Origin of the sequence: Amycolatopsis sp. FU40, from assembly GCF_021903635.1 — a bacterium.
Lineage (GTDB): Bacteria > Actinomycetota > Actinomycetes > Mycobacteriales > Pseudonocardiaceae > Amycolatopsis > Amycolatopsis dendrobii.
The window spans coordinates 207,343-224,821 of the sequence record NZ_CP091381.1; the positions used below are offsets into that span (position 1 = coordinate 207,343).

16 protein-coding genes are annotated in these 17,479 nt (G+C 69.5%); 12 read left to right on the forward strand and 4 right to left on the reverse strand.

The window, feature by feature from the left end:
* Positions 1-66: 66 nt before the first annotated feature.
* Both galK and L3Q65_RS02195 read right to left on the reverse strand, forming a co-directional pair.
* Positions 67-1,251, reverse strand: coding sequence for a galactokinase (gene galK, locus L3Q65_RS02190; protein ID WP_182890795.1), 1,185 nt, complete (start codon positions 1,249-1,251; stop codon positions 67-69).
* On the reverse strand, positions 1,248-1,970 hold the full coding sequence (locus L3Q65_RS02195; protein ID WP_009075181.1) for a metal-dependent transcriptional regulator: 723 nt from the start codon (positions 1,968-1,970) through the stop codon (positions 1,248-1,250). The genes galK and L3Q65_RS02195 overlap by 4 nt, the downstream gene beginning before the upstream one ends.
* Before the next feature lie 110 nt (positions 1,971-2,080).
* Here L3Q65_RS02195 and L3Q65_RS02200 point away from each other — a divergent pair, with 110 nt between their 5' ends.
* From L3Q65_RS02200 to L3Q65_RS02215, 4 genes are all read left to right on the forward strand, one after another.
* On the forward strand, positions 2,081-2,920 hold the full coding sequence (locus L3Q65_RS02200; RefSeq protein ID WP_237598675.1) for a sulfurtransferase: 840 nt from the start codon (positions 2,081-2,083) through the stop codon (positions 2,918-2,920).
* A 72-nt stretch (positions 2,921-2,992) separates the two neighbouring features.
* On the forward strand, positions 2,993-3,694 hold the full coding sequence (locus L3Q65_RS02205) for a DJ-1/PfpI family protein (RefSeq protein WP_182890793.1): 702 nt from the start codon (positions 2,993-2,995) through the stop codon (positions 3,692-3,694).
* A 57-nt stretch (positions 3,695-3,751) separates the two neighbouring features.
* On the forward strand, positions 3,752-4,924 hold the full coding sequence (locus tag L3Q65_RS02210; RefSeq protein WP_237598676.1) for an acetoin utilization protein AcuC: 1,173 nt from the start codon (positions 3,752-3,754) through the stop codon (positions 4,922-4,924).
* Positions 4,925-5,388: 464 nt separating this feature from the next.
* Complete coding sequence (locus tag L3Q65_RS02215; protein ID WP_182890924.1) at positions 5,389-8,013, forward strand: bifunctional GNAT family N-acetyltransferase/acetate--CoA ligase family protein; 2,625 nt, start codon at positions 5,389-5,391, stop codon at positions 8,011-8,013.
* Here the strand turns inward: L3Q65_RS02215 and L3Q65_RS02220 are convergent.
* Together L3Q65_RS02220 and L3Q65_RS02225 are read right to left on the reverse strand one after the other, a co-directional pair.
* Positions 7,997-9,025 carry an acyl-CoA dehydrogenase family protein gene (locus L3Q65_RS02220; protein ID WP_237598677.1) on the reverse strand — a complete coding sequence of 343 codons (1,029 nt, stop codon included), beginning with the start codon at positions 9,023-9,025 and terminating at the stop codon, positions 7,997-7,999. The genes L3Q65_RS02215 and L3Q65_RS02220 overlap by 17 nt on opposite strands.
* 12 nt (positions 9,026-9,037) lie before the next feature.
* A complete protein-coding gene (locus L3Q65_RS02225) occupies positions 9,038-10,201 on the reverse strand; it encodes an acyl-CoA dehydrogenase family protein (RefSeq protein WP_182890790.1) in 1,164 nt (387 codons plus the stop codon).
* 103 nt (positions 10,202-10,304) lie between these two features.
* Here L3Q65_RS02225 and L3Q65_RS02230 point away from each other — a divergent pair, with 103 nt between their 5' ends.
* The 8 genes from L3Q65_RS02230 (at position 10,305) to L3Q65_RS02265 (ending at position 17,462) form a co-directional block, all read left to right on the forward strand.
* Entirely contained in the window at positions 10,305-10,490 is a 186-nt protein-coding gene (locus L3Q65_RS02230; RefSeq protein WP_237598678.1) for a ferredoxin, read from the forward strand.
* A 121-nt stretch (positions 10,491-10,611) separates the two neighbouring features.
* Positions 10,612-11,493: a 3-oxoacyl-ACP reductase gene (locus L3Q65_RS02235; RefSeq protein WP_182890788.1), complete on the forward strand. Its 882-nt coding sequence runs from the start codon at positions 10,612-10,614 to the stop codon at positions 11,491-11,493.
* Between the two features lie 13 nt (positions 11,494-11,506).
* Entirely contained in the window at positions 11,507-12,271 is a 765-nt protein-coding gene (locus tag L3Q65_RS02240) for a glucose 1-dehydrogenase (RefSeq protein ID WP_237598679.1), read from the forward strand.
* A gap of 123 nt (positions 12,272-12,394) precedes the next feature.
* Positions 12,395-13,186 (forward strand): ABC transporter permease, encoded by a 792-nt coding sequence (locus L3Q65_RS02245; RefSeq protein ID WP_037353718.1) that lies wholly within the window; start codon positions 12,395-12,397, stop codon positions 13,184-13,186.
* Position 13,187: 1 nt separating this feature from the next.
* Entirely contained in the window at positions 13,188-14,048 is an 861-nt protein-coding gene (locus L3Q65_RS02250) for an ABC transporter permease (protein ID WP_009075203.1), read from the forward strand.
* Positions 14,045-15,400 (forward strand): MCE family protein, encoded by a 1,356-nt coding sequence (locus L3Q65_RS02255; RefSeq protein ID WP_237598680.1) that lies wholly within the window; start codon positions 14,045-14,047, stop codon positions 15,398-15,400. Before L3Q65_RS02250 ends, L3Q65_RS02255 begins: the two co-directional genes overlap by 4 nt.
* Positions 15,397-16,434 (forward strand): MCE family protein, encoded by a 1,038-nt coding sequence (locus tag L3Q65_RS02260; RefSeq protein ID WP_182890785.1) that lies wholly within the window; start codon positions 15,397-15,399, stop codon positions 16,432-16,434. Before L3Q65_RS02255 ends, L3Q65_RS02260 begins: the two co-directional genes overlap by 4 nt.
* Positions 16,431-17,462 carry an MlaD family protein gene (locus L3Q65_RS02265; protein WP_237598681.1) on the forward strand — a complete coding sequence of 344 codons (1,032 nt, stop codon included), beginning with the start codon at positions 16,431-16,433 and terminating at the stop codon, positions 17,460-17,462. Before L3Q65_RS02260 ends, L3Q65_RS02265 begins: the two co-directional genes overlap by 4 nt.
* The last annotated feature ends 17 nt before the right edge of the window (positions 17,463-17,479 follow it).

Consider the following 17,479-nt stretch of genomic DNA (forward strand, 5'->3'; position numbering starts at 1 on the left):
GGCGACTCTGCGGCACAGTCTCCCCTCAGTGCGACGCGACGGACCCTCCGGGGGTTGCTCCGGAAATCAGGCTTCGTCGCGGCCCGCGCCGCGCGACGGCACCGCCGTGAACATCCGCGGACGGCGGAACCCGGCCTGCTCGCAGGCGGTTTCGACCGCGGTGCGCACTCCGTCCAGATCGTCGTCGCGGACCAGTGCGATCGCCGAGCCGCCGAACCCGCCGCCGGTCATCCGCGCGCCCAGCGCGCCGGCCGAGCGGGCCGAATCGACCACGAGGTCCAGTTCCGGCGTCGAGATGCGGTAGTCGTCGCGCATGCTCACGTGCGAGGCGTCGAGGTACGGTCCGATCTCGGCGAGCTTCTTCTCGCGCAGCAACGCGACCACGTCGAGCACCCGCTGATTCTCGGTGACCACGTGGCGTACCAGCGGGACCAGATCCTCGGGCAGCTGCGCGAGGGCCTCGTCGAGCCCGTCGAGCGTGACGTCGCGCAGCGCTTTCACGCCAAGCAGTTCCGCCGCTCGCTCGGTGCCGCGCCGCCGTGCGCCGTAGCCGCCGTCGGTGTGGGAATGCTTGGTGCGGGTGTCCATGATCAGCACCCGGAGCCCGGCCTCGCCGAGCGGGAACGGCACCTGCTCCATTTCGCCCGAGCGGACGTCGAGGAACAGCACCCGCGAGTCCTCGCAGCACAGCGACGCCGTCTGGTCGAGCAGCCCGGTGGGCGCGCCGACGAAGTCGTTTTCCGACCGCTGCACCCAGCGCGCGATCTCCGGGCGCGCGGGAGTCCCCGCTCCGCCGTCCTCGAGCTCGACCCCGGCCACGCCCAGCAACGCCAGCGAAACCGCGCATTCCAGCGCGTGAGAGGAGGAAAGCCCCGCCCCGGACGGCACGTCGCCGGCGATGACCAGGTCGGCGCCGCCCGCGTAGCCCTGGTCGCGCAGCACCCACGCCACCCCGGCGGGATACGCGGCCCATCCCTCGACCGATCCCGGTTCGAGCGCGGCGATGTCGTGCGGCCCGGAGTGCTGCAGCTGCCCGTCGTCGCCGAGGGTGGCGACCCGCAGCTTGCCGTCCTCGCGCGGGGACGCGGCCGCGGCCAGCCGGTGCGGCAGCGCGAAGGGCAGCACGAACCCGTCGTTGTAGTCGGTGTGCTCGCCGATCAGGTTCACCCGTCCCGGCGCGGACCACACGCCTGCCGGGGCCCGCCCGTGGACGTCCTGGAACGCGCGCGCCGCGTCGGCCGCCGGGGTCACTTGGCGAGCGCCAGCACGGCGTGCAGCGCCGCGGTGGACACCTGTGCCGTGGTTTCGGTGCCCTTGACCTCGACGGTGGCGCTTCCGCCGGAAGCCTTGCCGACCGTGACGAGGCCGCCGGGCACGATCCCGACCGTCCGCAGCTCGGTGAGCAGCGACTCGTCGAGCTGCACGTGCTCGGCGATGCGGCGGATCTCCACCTCGCCGCCGCCGGTGCGGGCGAACTCGTCGAGGCGCACCAGGCCGTCCTCGGCGCGCGGCGCGGGATCGCCGTCGCCGAGTTTGTCGAGGCCGGGGATCGGATTGCCGTACGGCGACGTGGTCGGGTGGTCGAGCAGCTTCACCAGCTTGCGCTCGACGGCCTCGCTCATCACGTGCTCCCAGCGGCACGCCTCGTTGTGCACGTGCTCCCATTCGAGGCCGATGACGTCGACGAGGAGGCGTTCGGCGAGCCGGTGCTTGCGCATGACCGCGACGGCGAGGTCGTGGCCGTGGTCGGTGAGCTGCAGGTGCCGGTCGTCCGCGACGACGACCAGCCCGTCGCGCTCCATCCTGGCCACGGTCTGGCTCACGGTGGGCCCGCTCTGCTGCAGGCGTTCCGCGATCCGGGCCCGCAGCGGGACGACCCCTTCCTCTTCGAGCTCGTAGATGGTACGCAGGTACATCTCGGTGGTGTCGATGAGATCGTTCACGCTGTCCCCTTCGTCCGCGTAGCTCATCGTAGTCGTTGGCCCCGACAGCGACGGCTCGCCTCGGCGTAACGGCCCGGCCTCCGCGAAAAGTCCTGCCCTGATGCGCGAACCGCGTCCGGACCTGCAAGATGGGGCCCATGCGACCGTTGATCACGCCCGCCGAGCTCGCCGCGTTCCCCGGCTCCGAGCGTCCCGTCGTGCTGGACGTCCGCTGGCGGCTCGGCGGACCGTCCGGAGCGGAGTCCTACCAGGAGGGACACCTGCCCGGGGCGGTGTTCGCCGACCTCGACACGGCGCTGGCCGCGCCGCCCGGCGAGGGCGGCCGCCATCCGCTGCCCGAACCGGCCGCGCTGCAGCGTGAGCTGCGGAAAGCCGGGGTAGGGGAGGGGCGTCCGGTGGTCGTCTACGACGACGCCGACGGTTCGGTCGCCGCGCGCGCCTGGTGGCTGCTGCGCTGGGTGGGCCATCCGGAGGTCGCGGTGCTCGACGGCGGTTACGCAGCGTGGCTGGCCGAAGGGCGGGAAGTGACGACCGACGTGCCTTCGCCGGAGCCCGGCGACATCGAGGTCCGGCCGGGCGCGATGCCGGTCTTGTCGGCGGACGAGGCGGCGGCGCTCGCGCGCGAAGGCGTGCTGTTCGACGCGCGTGCGCACGTCCGCTACACAGGCGAGACGGAACCCGTCGACCCGCGGGCCGGGCACATCCCGGGCGCGGTCAGCGCGCCGTCGTCCGAGCACGCCGGCGCGGACGGGCGCTGGAAGTCGCCGGCCGAGCTTGCCGAGCGGTTCGCTTCGCTGGGCTTGGCCGACGGGGTTCCGGTCGGCGCCTACTGCGGTTCGGGCGTCACGGCGTCGTCGGTGGTGCTCGCGCTGGAGGTCGCCGGGCATCCGGAGCAGGCCGCGCTGTACGCGGGTTCCTGGTCGCACTGGTCGCGCGATCCGGAGCGTCCCGCTGCCACCGGGCCCGAACGCGGCTGAATCCGCCGGAACTTTCCGCGCCGCGCGCCGACTTCTCGTCCGGAAGGCTTTTCCAGGCGAGAGGCGGCGTTCATGGAGCGAAGAACATTCCTGCGCGGGTCGGCGGCGGCCGGAGCGGCGATGGCGGCGTTGCCGGCCGAGGCCGGGGCGGCGACCGGGCGTCGGCCGTTGCGCGTCCAGGTCGTGTTGTTCGACGGCGTCGAGGAGCAGGACTTCGCCGGTCCGTACGAGGTGTTCTCCGCAGCCGGCATGCACGCCAAACGCGGCACGGACGTTTCGTACGTGCGCGTGGACGGGCCGGGCGTCGTGCGCGCGGCGTACGGGACGAAGGTGGAGGTCGAGCGCGGCTGGTCGCCGCAGGACGCCGACATCATCGTGGTGCCGGGCGGCGGTTACGGGAAGCGGAAAGGCCCGGGCATCTGGGCGGAAATCGACCGCAAGGTCCTGCCGGACGCGCTCGCGGCCGCGCCGCGCAAAGGGCTGACCCTCGCGTCGCTCTGCACGGGCACACTGCTGCTCGGCGCAGCCGGACTCGTGCGCGGACGTCCGTGCACGACGCACCACGGCGCGGTCGAAACGCTCGTCCAACAGGGCGGCGTGCTCAAGAAAGCCCGCGTGGTCGACGACGGCGACGTAGTCACCTCAGGCGGCATCACGAGCGGGCTGGACCTGGCCTTGTGGCTGGTGAAGCGGGAACTCGGCTCCGACGCGGCGGTCGGGCTGGAAGAGATGCTCGAGTACGAAGCGCGCGGCGTCGTCTGGACGCGCGGCTGAGTCTTGCCCCGCCGCGAAATCCGGCTCGGGGTGCGGCGGGGAAGTACAGTGCGGTGCATGTCGTCGCCTGCAGTTGTCTGGGATCCGTCGCTGCTGAAGTACGACCTGGGCGGGCAGCATCCGTTCAACCCCGTCCGGCTCGACCTCACCGTGCGGCTCGCCACTGAGCTGGGCGTGCTCGACGGCGTCGACCTGCTCGTGCCCACTGCGGCGGGCGACGAGGAACTGCTGCGCGTCCACGTGCCCGAGTACTTGGCCGCGGTGCGGGAAGCGCCGAATGTGGGCTGGGACGTCGGGCACGGGCTCGGGACCGACGACAACCCCGTGTTCCCCGGCATGCACGACGCGACCGCAATGGTCGTCGGCTCGACGCTGCTCGCCGCGCGCAAGATCGCCGACGGCGAGGTGCGGCGGGCAGTCAACATCGCGGGCGGGCTGCACCACGCGATGCGCGATCACGCGTCCGGCTTCTGCATCTACAACGACTGTGCGATCGCCATCTCGTGGCTGCTCGACCACGGCTTCGACCGCATCGCGTACGTCGACACCGACGTGCACCACGGCGACGGCGTCCAGGCCGCGTTTTACGACGACCCGCGCGTGCTCACCGTTTCGATGCACCAGCACCCGTTCACGCTCTGGCCCGGTACCGGCTACTCCGCCGAGGTCGGCAAGGGCAAGGCAGCCGGTACGGCGGTGAACGTCCCGCTGCCGCCGCATACGCAGGACCCCGGGTGGCTGCGGGCGTTCGACGCGGTGGTTCCGGCTGTGCTGCGAGAGTTCCAGCCGCAACTGCTGGTCACCCAGTGCGGAGTGGATTCGCACGAGGAAGACCCGATGGCCGACATGTCCCTGTCGGTCGACGGACACCGCACCATCTACGCCACGCTGCGCGACCTCGCCGAACGCTATGCGAACGGCCGCTGGCTCGCCGTCGGCGGCGGGGGATACCAGCTGATCCGCGTCGTGCCGCGCTCGTGGACGCACCTGATGGCGACCGTGCTGGACCGCGACGTCCCGCCGGAAACGCCCTTGCCGCCCGGCTGGGTCTCGACGGTCCGCCGCGCCGCCCCGGCCGCCGACCTCCCCGCCGCGATGACCGACGGCAAGGACACCGCCTTCAAACCCTGGGGCGACGACGCGGACGACCCGGTGGACATCGCGATCCGCGACACCCGCCGCGCGATCTTCCCCCTGCACGGCCTCGACCCGGACGATCCGAGGGACTGACCATGCCCGACCAACCTCGCCGCCCCGGCACCGGCAACCCCGGCCCGGGCGACCCCGCTCGCGACACGCACCCGACGAGCGGTTTCGGCGGAACCGATGCACCGGCTCCCGGGGGCTTCTCCGGTCGCGACGCCCGTTATGCGGCGGGAGGACCCAGTGCGGCCGGAGACCCGAAGCCCGGCGGCGTTTCCTCCGGAGCGGCTGCATCGGCTGCGGAGAACAGGCACGGAGGAAGCGGTCCGGCGGGCGGACCTGTTCAGGGCGAGTCCGGCACGGACCCGGCAGCGGGTGCCGCGGCGTCGGAACGGCCTGGCTCCGCGGCAGGTTCCGTTGCGGCAGGCGGCAAGGCGGCGTCGGGCGCGGCAGGCGGGCGCAGCGCGTCGGAGCAGCCAGCGAACCCCGCCGCAGACGGCGGGAAGCGTGATCCCTACGACTACCCCCGCGATTGGGAAGCCGACGTAGTCCTGTCCGACGGCGGCACTGTCCACTTGCGACCGGTCGTGCCCAGTGACGCCGACGGTCTCGTAGCCCTCCACAGCAGGCTGTCCGACCGCACCCGGTATTTCCGGTACTTCGGCGCCTACCCGCGGATCCCGCCGCGGGATTTGGAGCGGTTTTCTACTGTGGACCACCACGATCGGGTCGCGTTCGTGGCCTTGCTCGGGGACGACGTGGTCGCGGTGGGGCGCTACGAGCGGCTCGATCAGGGGCCTTCGGCGGAGGTCGCGTTCGTCGTCGACGACAAGCATCAGGGGCGCGGGCTCGGGTCGATTCTGCTGGAGCATCTTGCCGCGGCGGCGTCGGAGTGCGGGTTGCGGCGGTTTGTCGCCGAAGTGCTGAGCGAGAACGCGGCGATGGTGCGTGTGTTCCGCGACGCGGGCTACCAGGTCAGTCGTGCGATCGAGGAAGGCGTGCTGCATCTCGAGTTCGACATCGACCCGACCGAGGAATCGCTCGCGGTCGCGCGATCGAGGGAGCAGGCGGCCGAGGCGCGGAGCGTGCACAATCTGCTCCATCCCGGCACGGTGGCGGTGATCGGGGCGTCCGCGGATCCCACCAAGGTCGGGCATGTCGCGTTCGCCAACCTGCTCGCGGCGGACTTCGCGGGGGCGGTGTATCCGGTCAATCCGGAGCATCGGTCGGTTCGCGGGGTGCGGGCGTATCCGTCCGTGCTGGACATTCCGGATCCGGTTGACCTGGCGTTGGTGGCGGTTCCGGCGGAGGCCGTCGAATCGGTGCTGGACGCTTGCCTGGCCAAGGGCGTCAAGACGCTGGTGATCGTGTCCGGCGGATTCGCGGAGTCGGGGCCGCTGGGGTTGCACGCGGAATTGCGGCTGGTCGGCGAGGCGCGGGCGCACGGGATGCGCGTGGTCGGGCCGAATGCGCTGGGTGTGCTGAACACCGCGAAGGACGTTCGGCTCAATGCGACGCTCGCGCCGCGGTTGCCGAAGCGCGGGCGGACCGGGTTCTTCTGTCAGTCCGGTGCGCTGGGGACGGCGATTCTGGCCGACGCGGGGTCGCGCGGGCTGGGGTTGTCGACGTTCGTGTCGGCGGGCAACCGGGCGGATGTGTCCGGCAATGACCTGTTGCAGTACTGGGAAACGGATCCGGACACCGATTTGGTGTTGCTGTATCTGGAGTCGTTCGGCAATCCGCGCAAGTTCGCGCGGCTGGCGCGGAGGTTGGCGCGGTCGAAGCCGATCGTCGCGGTGAAGTCGGGGCGGCATGCGGTGCGGCCGCAGCTCGCGGCGACGTCGGCGGAAGTCGACGAGGCCAGTGTGCAGGCGTTGTTCGAGCAGGCTGGCGTCGTACGCGTCGAGTCGCTGGCGCAACTGTTCGACACGGCGCTCGTATTCGCGCATCAGCCGTTGCCGGCGGGGCCGAGGATCGGGATCGTCGGGAACTCCAGTGCGATCGGGTTGCTGGCGGCGGATACCGCTCGGGCGGAGGGGTTGCGGCTGGCGTTCGATCCGGTCGACATCGGGCCGCAGGCTGGGCCGGACGAGTTCGCTACGGCGGTTCGGGAGGCGTTGGATTCGCCGGATACCGACGCGTTGATAGCGGTGTTTGCGCCGCCGGTGGCGATTCCTGGGGCTGCGTACGCGCGAGCGTTGCGCGAAGCGGTGTCGGAGATGAAGCAGTCGAAGCCGATCGTCTCGACGTTCCTCGCTGCGGAAGGCGTGCCGGACGAGTTGGCGGTGCTTTCGGACGACGGGGTGCCGACGCGTGGGTCGATTCCGTCGTATTCGAGCCCCGAGCGTGCAGTGAACGCGTTGGCGAGAGTGGTGCGGTACGCCGCGTGGCGGCAACGGCCGCAGGGGACATTGGTGCGGCCTAGCGGTCTGCACGTCGAGCAGGCGCAGGAGATCGTGCGAGAGTTGTTGCCGGAGGACGGCAGTTCGACGCTGCTGTCTGATGACGACGTGGTGCGGTTGCTCAGCTGTTACGGCGTGGACGTGGTGCCGTTCCGGGTGGCGGCCAGTGAAAGCAAGGCGGTGGCCGCGGCGGCGGAGCTGGGGTATCCGGTCACGCTGAAAGCGGTCGACGAGCGGTTGCGCGGACGGCCGGACTTCGCTGGCGTACGGCTTGACCTGATGTCCGAAGACTCCGTACGCGGTGCATACCGAGACCTGCGCGCGGTGTCCGGCGACGAAGAAGTGTACGTGCAACAGATGGCGCCGAAGGGGCTGTCGTGCGCCATTGGACTGCAGGACGATCCGTCGTTCGGCACGCTCGTCTCGTTCGGGCTGTCCGGGTTGGTGAGCACGCTGCTCGGCGACCGTGCGTACCGGGCGGTGCCGTTGACGGACGTTGACGCGGCGACGCTGATCCGAGAGCCGCGTACGTCGCCCTTGTTGACCGGGTATCGCGGTGACGAGCCTGCGGACCTCGCGGCGTTGCAGGACATGGTGTTGCGCGTCGCGGCGCTCGCGGAGGACAACCCGGAGGTGCGGTCCTTGGCGTTGGATCCGATCCTCGCGTCGCCGGACGGGGCGTTTGTCGCCAACGCACGGTTGGTGGTGGGTGCACCGCCGACGCGGCCGGATACTGGACCGCGTCGGCTGCGGCACATCACGCCGTTGGACTGACCACCAAGTCGCCGAGACCGAGCAGTTGTTCCGTAGCGCCGCCGCTGGTGAATTCCAGGCGCTTCGCGGCTGCGAAGTAGCGGTGGACGGGGTGCTCGACATCGATGCCGACGCCGCCGTGCAGGTGCACTGCGGTGTGCGCGACACGGTGTCCGGCTTCGGCGGCCCAGAACTTCGCGGTGGCCACGTCAGCGGCAGCGGGCAGGCCTTCGGAGAGCTTCCAGGCTGCCTGCCACAGCGTCAGCCGTACGGCTTCGACGTCGATGTACGCGTCGGCGAGACGGTGTCGGACGGCTTGGAAGCTGCCCAGCACCTTGTCGAATTGCTTGCGTTCACGCGTGTACGCAGCTGTCAGTTCGAGCGCGCGTTCCAGCACACCCAACTGTTGTGCGCAAGCGCCTAGAGTGCCGCGAAGGCGCAACTGTTCGCCGACATCGCCGAGAGCGACTCCGGGGGTGTCTGACAGTGTCACCAAACCAGCGTCGGCATGGTCAGTGGTGGACTGCGCTTCGATCGAGACCCCAGCAGCGTCCTTCTCGACGATGTACACGCCGTTGGCAGCTTCGACGAGTAAGGCGTCCGCGAAGGCTGCGAAGGGGACCGCGGTCTGCGTACCGGTGAGGCGTCCGTTTGAAGCGACGAAGGAACCGCCCAAAGCGACCGCGAGGACAGCTTTACCGCGCGAAACGGGCAGCAGCCATCGCTCAGCCAGCAACGGGTCGGTGAGCACCGAGCCAGCCTGAACGACCGAGGACAGGTAGGGGACCGGGGCGACCGCGCGGCCGATCTCGATCAAGACAGAACACTGCTCCAGCAAACCGAAACCGCCGCCGCCGACTGTCGAAGGCAAGGCGGCGTCGAGGACGCCGGAACGGGCCAGAACAGTCCACAGTGGAGCATCGAAACCACCGGACCCGTGCGCGCCCAGTGATTCCGCGGTGACCTGATCGGTGAGAATGCGCCGGGTCAGGGCGGATAGGTCGGTTTGTGCTTCGGTGAGAGAGAAGTCCACCGGGAGAACTCCTTAGCGTGTCACAGGCTGGCCGAGGGCGGTGGCGGCGACGATGTCGCGCTGCACCTCGTTGGTGCCGCCGCCGAAAGTGAGGATCAACGCCGAGCGGTGCAGCCGTTCCAGCCGTCCCGCGAGCACCGCGCCGGGGGAGCCGTCGCGCACCACGGCGGCCGCGCCGACCACCTCCATCAGCAGCCGGTACGCCTCGATCGCCATCTCGGTGCCGTACACCTTGGTCGCCGACGCCTCCGCCGGGCCGAGTTCGCTGGCCGCGGCGGCCCAGGCGATTTTCCAGTTCCGCAGCTTCAGGTACTCCGCGCAGGCGTGCACGCGCGCGAGGTGCGTCCGGACCCATTCGCGGTCGGTCAGCGACTCCGCGCGGGCCCATTCCACGACGTCGGCCAGCGCTTTGCGCACCGGTGCGGCTGACGTCAGCGCGACGCGTTCGTGGTTGAGCTGGTTGGTGATCAGCGGCCAGCCCGCGTTCTCCTCGGCGACCCGCGACGTGACCGGAACGCGGATGTCGTCGTAGTAGGTCGCGCTGGTGCCGGGCCCGGCGACGGTGTGCACCTTCGTCCAGGAGAAACCCGGCGCGGAGGTCGGGACGATCAGGATCGACAGGCCCTTGTGCTTGCGCGCCTCCGGATCGGTGCGCGCGGCGAGCCACACGTAGTCGGCGTACTCGATCAGGCTGGTCCACATTTTCTGCCCGTTGACCACGTACTCGTCGTCGTCGCGGGTTGCCCGCGTGCGCAGCGAGGCGAGGTCGGTGCCCGCGCCCGGTTCGGAGTAGCCGATCGCGAAATGCAGTTCGCCGGCGGCGATCTTCGGCAGGTAGAACGCCTTCTGGTCCGGAGTGCCGAACCGCATGATCGTCGGGCCGATCGTGTTCACCGTCAGGAACGGCACCGGCACCCCGGCGACCGCCGCCTCGTCGGTGAAAATCAGCTGGTCGAGCATGCTGCGGTCCTGGCCGCCGTACTCGCGCGGCCAGCCGAGCGCGAGCCAGCCGTCCTTGCCGAGCTGCCGCACGATTTCCTTGTACGCCAAGCCGTCGCCGTACTCGCCGCCCGGCGCGGCGAGGCTTTCCCGCCGCGCGGGCGTCATCAGCTCGGCGAAGTACTCCCGCAGCTCAGCGGCCAGTGCCCGCTGCTGCGGCGTGTAGTCGATCCGCACCCGTCACCTCCACCCCGCCGGTCTCGTTGTGGTGTCGTACCGGGCCCCGGCGGTAAGCTAGAACCTGTTCTAGTTGTACCAGGAGCGGCGAGCGGGAGGAAGCATGGAGGTCGGTGTCGACCGGGAGCTGTGCGAGGCGAACGCGGTCTGCGTCGGGTTCGCGCCGGAGGTCTTCGATCTCGACGACGACGAGAACCTGGTGATCGGACCGGTTCCGGAGGAAGAAGTAGAACGTGTTTCGCAAGCGGTGACCAATTGCCCAAAGAACGCCCTGTTCACGACCGGTTGATCGGGGCTTGCTCAATACGAGAACAGATTCTAGTCTGTGCTGCGTCAGGCAGGCTTCGACGAGGAGGCTCGCGGGTGGAACCGTCCGTAGGGAAGACGAACGGCCAGGCTGGGGCGGTTCGATGACGCTCGAGGGCAAAGTCGCTGTCGTCACCGGGGCCGGAGCCGGGCTGGGCCGGGCCGAAGCGCTCGCGCTGGCCCGCGAAGGCGCGTCCGTCGTGGTCAACGACATCGGCGAGGCGAAAGACGTCGTGGCCGAGATCGAACAGCGCGGCGGCAAAGCGCTCGCGGTCGCCGGGGACGTCTCGGCGGCCGAGACCGCGAAGGAACTGCTGTCGGCCGCGGTCGACCATTTCGGCAGCCTCGACATCGTCGTGAACAACGCGGGCGTGCTCCGCGACCGGATGCTGTTCTCCATGTCCGACGAGGACTGGGACAAGGTCATCGCGGTGCACCTGCGCGGGCATTTCCTGCTGTCCCGCAACGCCGCCGCGTACTGGCGCGATCGCTCCAAAATGGAGGGACAGCCGGTGTACGGCCGGTTGGTGAACACCGCTTCGGAGGCGTTCCTGGTCGGTTCGCCGGGGCAGCCCAACTACTCGGCGGCGAAAGCGGGCATCGCGGCGCTCACCATGTCCGCGGCGCGCGGGCTGGCGAAGTACGGCGTGCGCGCCAACACGATCTGCCCGCGCGCCCGCACCGCGATGACCGCGGATGTCTTCGGCGAAGCGCCCAAGGACGGACTCGATCCGTTGTCGGTAGAGCACGTTGCTCCGTTTGTCGCATTCCTCGCGTCGCCGGACGCGGACGCCGTCAACGGTCAGGTTTTCGTCGTCCACGGCGGCATGGTCGCGTTGCTGAAGCCGCCGTCGGTGGAGGAGCGGTTCGACACCGCGAACGGCGCCTGGACCACCGGCGAACTCGCCGCGACCGTCGGCGCGCACTTCGCTGATCGAGACCCGGAGCGGATGTTCGCCGCGACCGATCTGCTTTCGCTGCCCTGAACCCGGAGGACGCATGACCGAGGACCGGTTGGCCGGCAAAGTCGCCCTGATCACCGGAGCAGCGCGCGGACAGGGCGCGGCCGCTGCGCGCGCGTTCGTCGCGCAAGGCGCGAAAGTGGTGATCGCCGACGTTCTCGACGACGAAGGCAAAGCGCTCGCCGCGGAACTCGGCGAAGCCGCGGTGTTCTGCCACCTCGACGTGAGCGACGAGGACGGCTGGACCGCCGCGGTCGAGACCACGGCGGCCGAATTCGGGCCGCCGACGGTGCTGGTCAACAACGCCGGGGTGCTGTACTTTTCGGAACTCGCGAAGACGCCGCTCGCCGAATACGAACGCGTCGTGCGGATCAACCAGATCGGGGCGTTTCTCGGCATGCGCTCGGTCGTTGAACCGATGGCCGGGGCCGGCGGCGGCTCCATCGTCAACGTGTCCTCTGTGGAGGGTCTGGCCGGGATGCCGTTCCTCGTCGCCTACACCGCGACCAAGTTCGCGATCCGCGGGATGACCAAGGTCGCCGCGCTGGAGCTGGGCGCGCGCGGGATCCGGGTCAATTCGGTGCATCCGGGCATGATCGACACGAAGATGGTTTCCGACGCGGCGGGCGCGGACGTGGACGTGTCCTGGGTGGGCAAGAAGGTCGCGCTCGGCCGGGTGGGCCGCGCCGACGAGATCGCGCCGCTGCTGGTGTTCCTCGGCAGCGACGAGAGTTCGTACTGCACCGGCAGCGAGTTCGTCGCGGACGGCGGAGCCACCGCGACGCACGCGCTGAAATTGTGACCGCGAACGGTGCTGCTGCGCCTAGGGTGACCGCTGGGGGCCGAAGGGACGGGAGTGAACACCGCTAACCGAAATCGGCGGGCGGGGATGGGCAAGACTCGGGGGTGACTACTGGGAGGTGCGGTGGGCGGAAGCGGCTCGGTCACTCTCCCGGGCACCGCGGCGCTGACCCAGGTCGGCAGGCTCGCCACGCTGTCCTGGGAGGTCCTGCGGGCGATCTTCAAGCGCCCGTTCCAGTTCCGCGAATGGATCCAGCAGTGCTGGTTCTTCGCGAGCGTGACCATTCTTCCGACGGCTCTGGTCGCGATCCCGTTCGGCGCGGTCATCGCCCTGCAGCTCGGATCGCTGACCACGCAGATCGGCGCGCAGTCCTTCACCGGCGCGGCCAGCGCGCTCGCCATCGTGCAGCAGGCGAGCCCGCTGATCACGGCGCTGCTGGTGGCCGGGGCCGGGGGAAGCGCGGTCTGTGCCGATATCGGCGCGCGCAAGATCCGGGAAGAGATCGACGCGATGGAAGTCCTCGGCGTCAACCCGGTGCAGCGCATCGTGGTGCCGAGGGTGCTCGCCGCGATCGTGGTGTCGGTGCTGCTCAACGGCCTGGTCAGCGTGGTCGGCGTGCTCGGCGGCTACTTCTTCAACGTGGTCCTGCAAGGCGGCACGCCCGGCGCGTACCTGGCCAGCTTCAACGCCCTCGCGCAGGTGCCGGACCTCTGGATCAGCGAGATCAAGGCGTTCCTGTACGGCTTCGTCGCGGGCGTGGTCGCCGCGTTCCGCGGGCTGAACCCGGCGGGCGGGCCGAAGGGCGTCGGCGACGCGGTGAACCAGGCGGTGGTGATCACCTTCCTGCTGCTGTTCCTGATCAACGTCGTGCTGACCGCCGTGTACCTCAAAGTCGTGCCCCCGAAGGCGTTGTGACATGACGGCCGAACCGATCGAGCAGACGCGCGCGTCCGACCGGACGCTCGAGATCATCGCGCGCCCCGGCGCGAGCCTCGAAGGACTCGGGAAGCAGTTGTCCTTCTACGGCCGGGCGCTCGCCTGGTCGCCGCGCACGATCCGCCGCTACGGCCGCGAAACCACGCGGCTGCTCACCGAGGTCTGCTTCGGCACCGGCGGCCTCGCGGTGATCGGCGGGACGCTCGGCGTGATGATCGGCATGACCCTGTTCACCGGCCTCATCGTGGGCTTGCAGGGGTATTCGGCGCTGAACCAGCTCGGCACGGCCGCGCTCACCGGGTTCATTTCCGCCTACTTCAACACCCGCGAGGTCGCTCCGCTCTCGGCCGGGCTCGCGCTGTCGGCGACCGTCGGCTGCGGGTTCACCGCGCAGCTCGGCGCGATGCGGATCTCCGAGGAGATCGACGCGCTCGAAGTGATGGCCGTGCCGAGCATGCCCTACCTGGTCACCACGCGCGTGCTCGCCGGGGTGACCGCGGTGATCCCGCTGTACGCGGTGGGCCTGCTGTCCTCGTATCTCGCGTCGCGGCAGATCACCATCTGGCTCTACGGCCAGTCCGCGGGCACGTACGACCATTACTTCACGCTGTTCCTCCCGCCCGAAGACGTGCTGTGGTCGTTCGCCAAGGTGATCGTGTTCAGCGTGCTGGTGATCCTTTCCCATTGCTACTACGGCTATACCGCGTCCGGCGGGCCGGCCGGGGTGGGCATCGCGGTGGGCCGCGCGGTCCGCACGTCGATCGTGCTGATCTCGGTGCTGGACTTCTTCCTGAGCCTCGCGATCTGGGGCGCGAACACGACAGTGCGGATATCCGGATGAGTACCCGTCGAGAGTTGCGCAAACGGCTCCAGTACCAGCTGCTGGGGCTGGTGTTCCTGGTCGTGGCGGCGTTGTTCTTCACCACGACGATCGCCGCGTACCGCAAGGCGTTCACGCCGGTGACGCTGGTGAAGCTGGAGACCGACCACGTCGGCAGCCAGCTGCGCGTCGGCGGGGACGTGAAGGTGCGCGGCATGCTCGTCGGCGAGATCCGCGACGTGCGGCCGGTCGGCGACCACGCGGAGCTGGAACTGGCGCTGCAGCCGGACAAGACCGACGTGATCCCGTCGAATGTTTCGGCGCGGCTGCTGCCGAAGACCCTGTTCGGCGAACGGTACGTCGCGCTCCAGCTGCCCGAGCGGGCGCAGCGGCCGATCAAGGCGGGCGACGTGATCCCGCAGGACCGCAGCAGCACCGCGATCGAACTGGAGCAGGTGCTCAACCACGTCATGCCGCTGTTGCGGGCGGTGCAGCCGGAAAAGCTGTCCAGCACGCTCAATGCCGTGTCCACCGCGCTCGACGGACGCGGCAAGAAGCTCGGCGAGACGCTGACCCGGCTTTCGGACTACCTCGGCAAGCTCAACCCGTCGCTGCCCGATCTCAAGGCGGACATCACCGGGCTGGCCAACGTGTCCGGCATCTACGACAAGGCCGCGCCGGACGCGTTGCAGGCGCTGTCGGACCTCACCACGACCACGCAGACCATTGTGGAGAAACAGCGCGGCCTGACCGATCTGTACTCCTCGGTCACCGGCACCGCCACCGACCTGACGCGCTTCCTGGAAGTCAACAAGGACAACATCATCCGCCTCACCACCGCCGTGCAGCCCACGCTCGACGTGCTCGCGAAGTACGCGCCGGAATACCCGTGCCTGCTCAAGCAGCTGGCCGGGACGGTGCCGAACGCGGAGCTGGCGTTCGGCAAGGGCACCGCGCATCCGGAGGTCAGCCGCGTGACGATCGAGTTCTCGGCGAGCCGCGGCAAGTACCTGCCCGGCGTCGACGAGCCGAAGTACGACGACAAACGCGGCCCGCGCTGCTATCCGCAGGTGCCGAAACCCGGGCGCTGGCCGCAGTACCCGCCGGACGGCGCGGTGAAGGACGGGGCGACCAAGCCCGCTCCGCCGCACGATCCGGACGGCACGCTGCCCGGCGATTTCACGAACGGCCCGCTGCCCGGCGGGTCCGGGTCGACCGGCGGCGCGCCGAGCATCGCCGGGTCGGCCGACGAGCAGAAACTGCTCGACCTGCTCGCCTCGCCGACGCTGAACACCACGCCGGACAACGTGCCGGGCTGGTCGTCGCTGCTGGTCGGGCCGCTGTACCGGGGGGCGGAGGTGGAGCTGAAATGAGGTCGTTCGTTCCCGCGCTGATCAAGATCGGCATCTTCGCCGTGGTCACGGTGCTGCTCACCGGCGTCCTCGCCACCACGATCGCGAACACGAACTTCGGCAACACCGCGTCCTACGTCGCGAAGTTCACCGACGCGTCCGGGCTGCAGGCCGGCGACGACGTGCGGATCTCCGGCGTGAAGGTCGGCCAGGTCGAGACGATCGGCGTCGACCAGGGCGAGCAGAACTACGCCGAGGTGCGGTTCCTCGTCGAATCGGCGTACAAGCTGCCCTCGCTCGCCACCGCGACGATCAAGTACCGCAACCTCGTCGGCCAGCGCTACCTCTCGCTCGGCACCGATGTCAGCGGCGGCGACACGCTGTCTCCCGGCGACACCATCCCGCCGGAGCGCACGAAACCGGCGCTGAACCTGACCGTGCTGTTCAACGGGTTCAAACCGCTGTTCAAGGCGCTGGACCCGAAGGAGGTCAACCAGCTCTCCGCCGAGATCGTGCAGGTGTTCCAGGGCGAGGGCGGCACGATCACCAGCCTGCTCTCGCACACCGCGTCGATCACGACGTCGATCGCGGGCAAAGACAAGGTGATCGGGCAGGTCATCGACAATCTCAACCAGGTGCTCAGCACGGTCAACGCGCGCGGCCCGCAGCTGGGCGACCTCGTCGACCAGACGCAGCGGCTGGTGAGCGGCCTCGCCGAGCAGCGCAAGCCGATCGGCGACGCGGTGGGCGCGCTCGGCGATCTGACCAACGCGACCGCGGGTCTGCTCGCCGACGCCCGTCCCGCGGTGCAGCAGGACGTGACCCAGCTCGGGAAGCTGGCGAACAACCTCAACGATTCGCAGCCGCTCATCGAGCATCTGCTGCAAGTGCTGCCGGGCAACCTGGAGAAGTTCACCCGGACCCTGAGCTACGGCAGCTGGTTCAACTACTACCTGTGCGGGATCGAAGGCACCATCGGCATTTCCTCGCTGGACGTGACGCTGCCGATCGTGCCGATCCCCGGCACCGAACGCGCGCCGAGGTGTGGCCCGTGAAACGACTGAAGGACCGGAACCAGGCGAGCGTCGGCGCGGTGACGCTCGTGCTCATCGTGCTGGTGACCGCGGTGACGTACTTTTCCGACAGCATCCCGATGTTCGGCAACGGCACCACCTACACCGCGGCGTTCGCCGAGTCCGCCGGGCTCGCGCCGGACAACGAGGTCCAGGTGGCCGGCGTCAAGGTCGGGCAGGTGACGTCGGTGGAACTGGGGCACAAGCAGGTGCTCGTGAAGTTCCGGGTGAAGGGCGTCCGGGTCGGCGACGCGTCCACGGCGTCGATCGAGATCAAGACGCTGCTGGGGGAGAAGTACCTCGCGCTGGACACGAAAGGCGGCGGCACGCAGACGCCCGGCGACACGATTCCGGTGCAGCGCACGCGGACGCCGTTCCAGTTGCAGGACGCGTTCAACCAGCTGTCCACCACGGTCGGCGACATCGACACGCAGCAGCTCGCGCAGAGTTTCACCGCGCTGTCGGATTCCCTCAAGGACAGTCCGAAGTACCTGAAGGACACGCTGTCCGGGCTGTCGGCGTTGTCGAAGACGGTGTCCTCGCGCGACGCCGACCTGCACACGCTGCTGTCCAACACGAGCAAGATCTCGAAGACGCTGTCCGACCGGAACGCGCAGCTGCAGCAGTTGATCGGCGACGGCAACCTGCTGCTGACCGAACTGCATCAGCGCCGCGAACAGATCAGCACGTTGCTGAAGGGCACGCAGGAGATTTCGAAGCAGCTGTCCGGGCTGGTCGCGGACAACCGCACGCAGATCGGGCCGACGCTCGCCGCGCTCGGGAAGGTGACCGACGTGTTGCAGCGCAACCAGGGCAACCTCGACCGGAGCTTGCAGCTGATGGCCCCGTTCGCCCGGGTCGGCGCGAACGCGACCGGCAACGGGCGCTGGTTCGAGGGGTATCTGTGCGGTCTGCTGCCGCCGACGATCACGGCGGGCGGGCTGTCGATCAACCCGGAGGGCTGCACGCCGCCGATCTCCGCGCCGGACCAGGGGGTGGGTGGACGATGACTGCCGCCGACGTAATT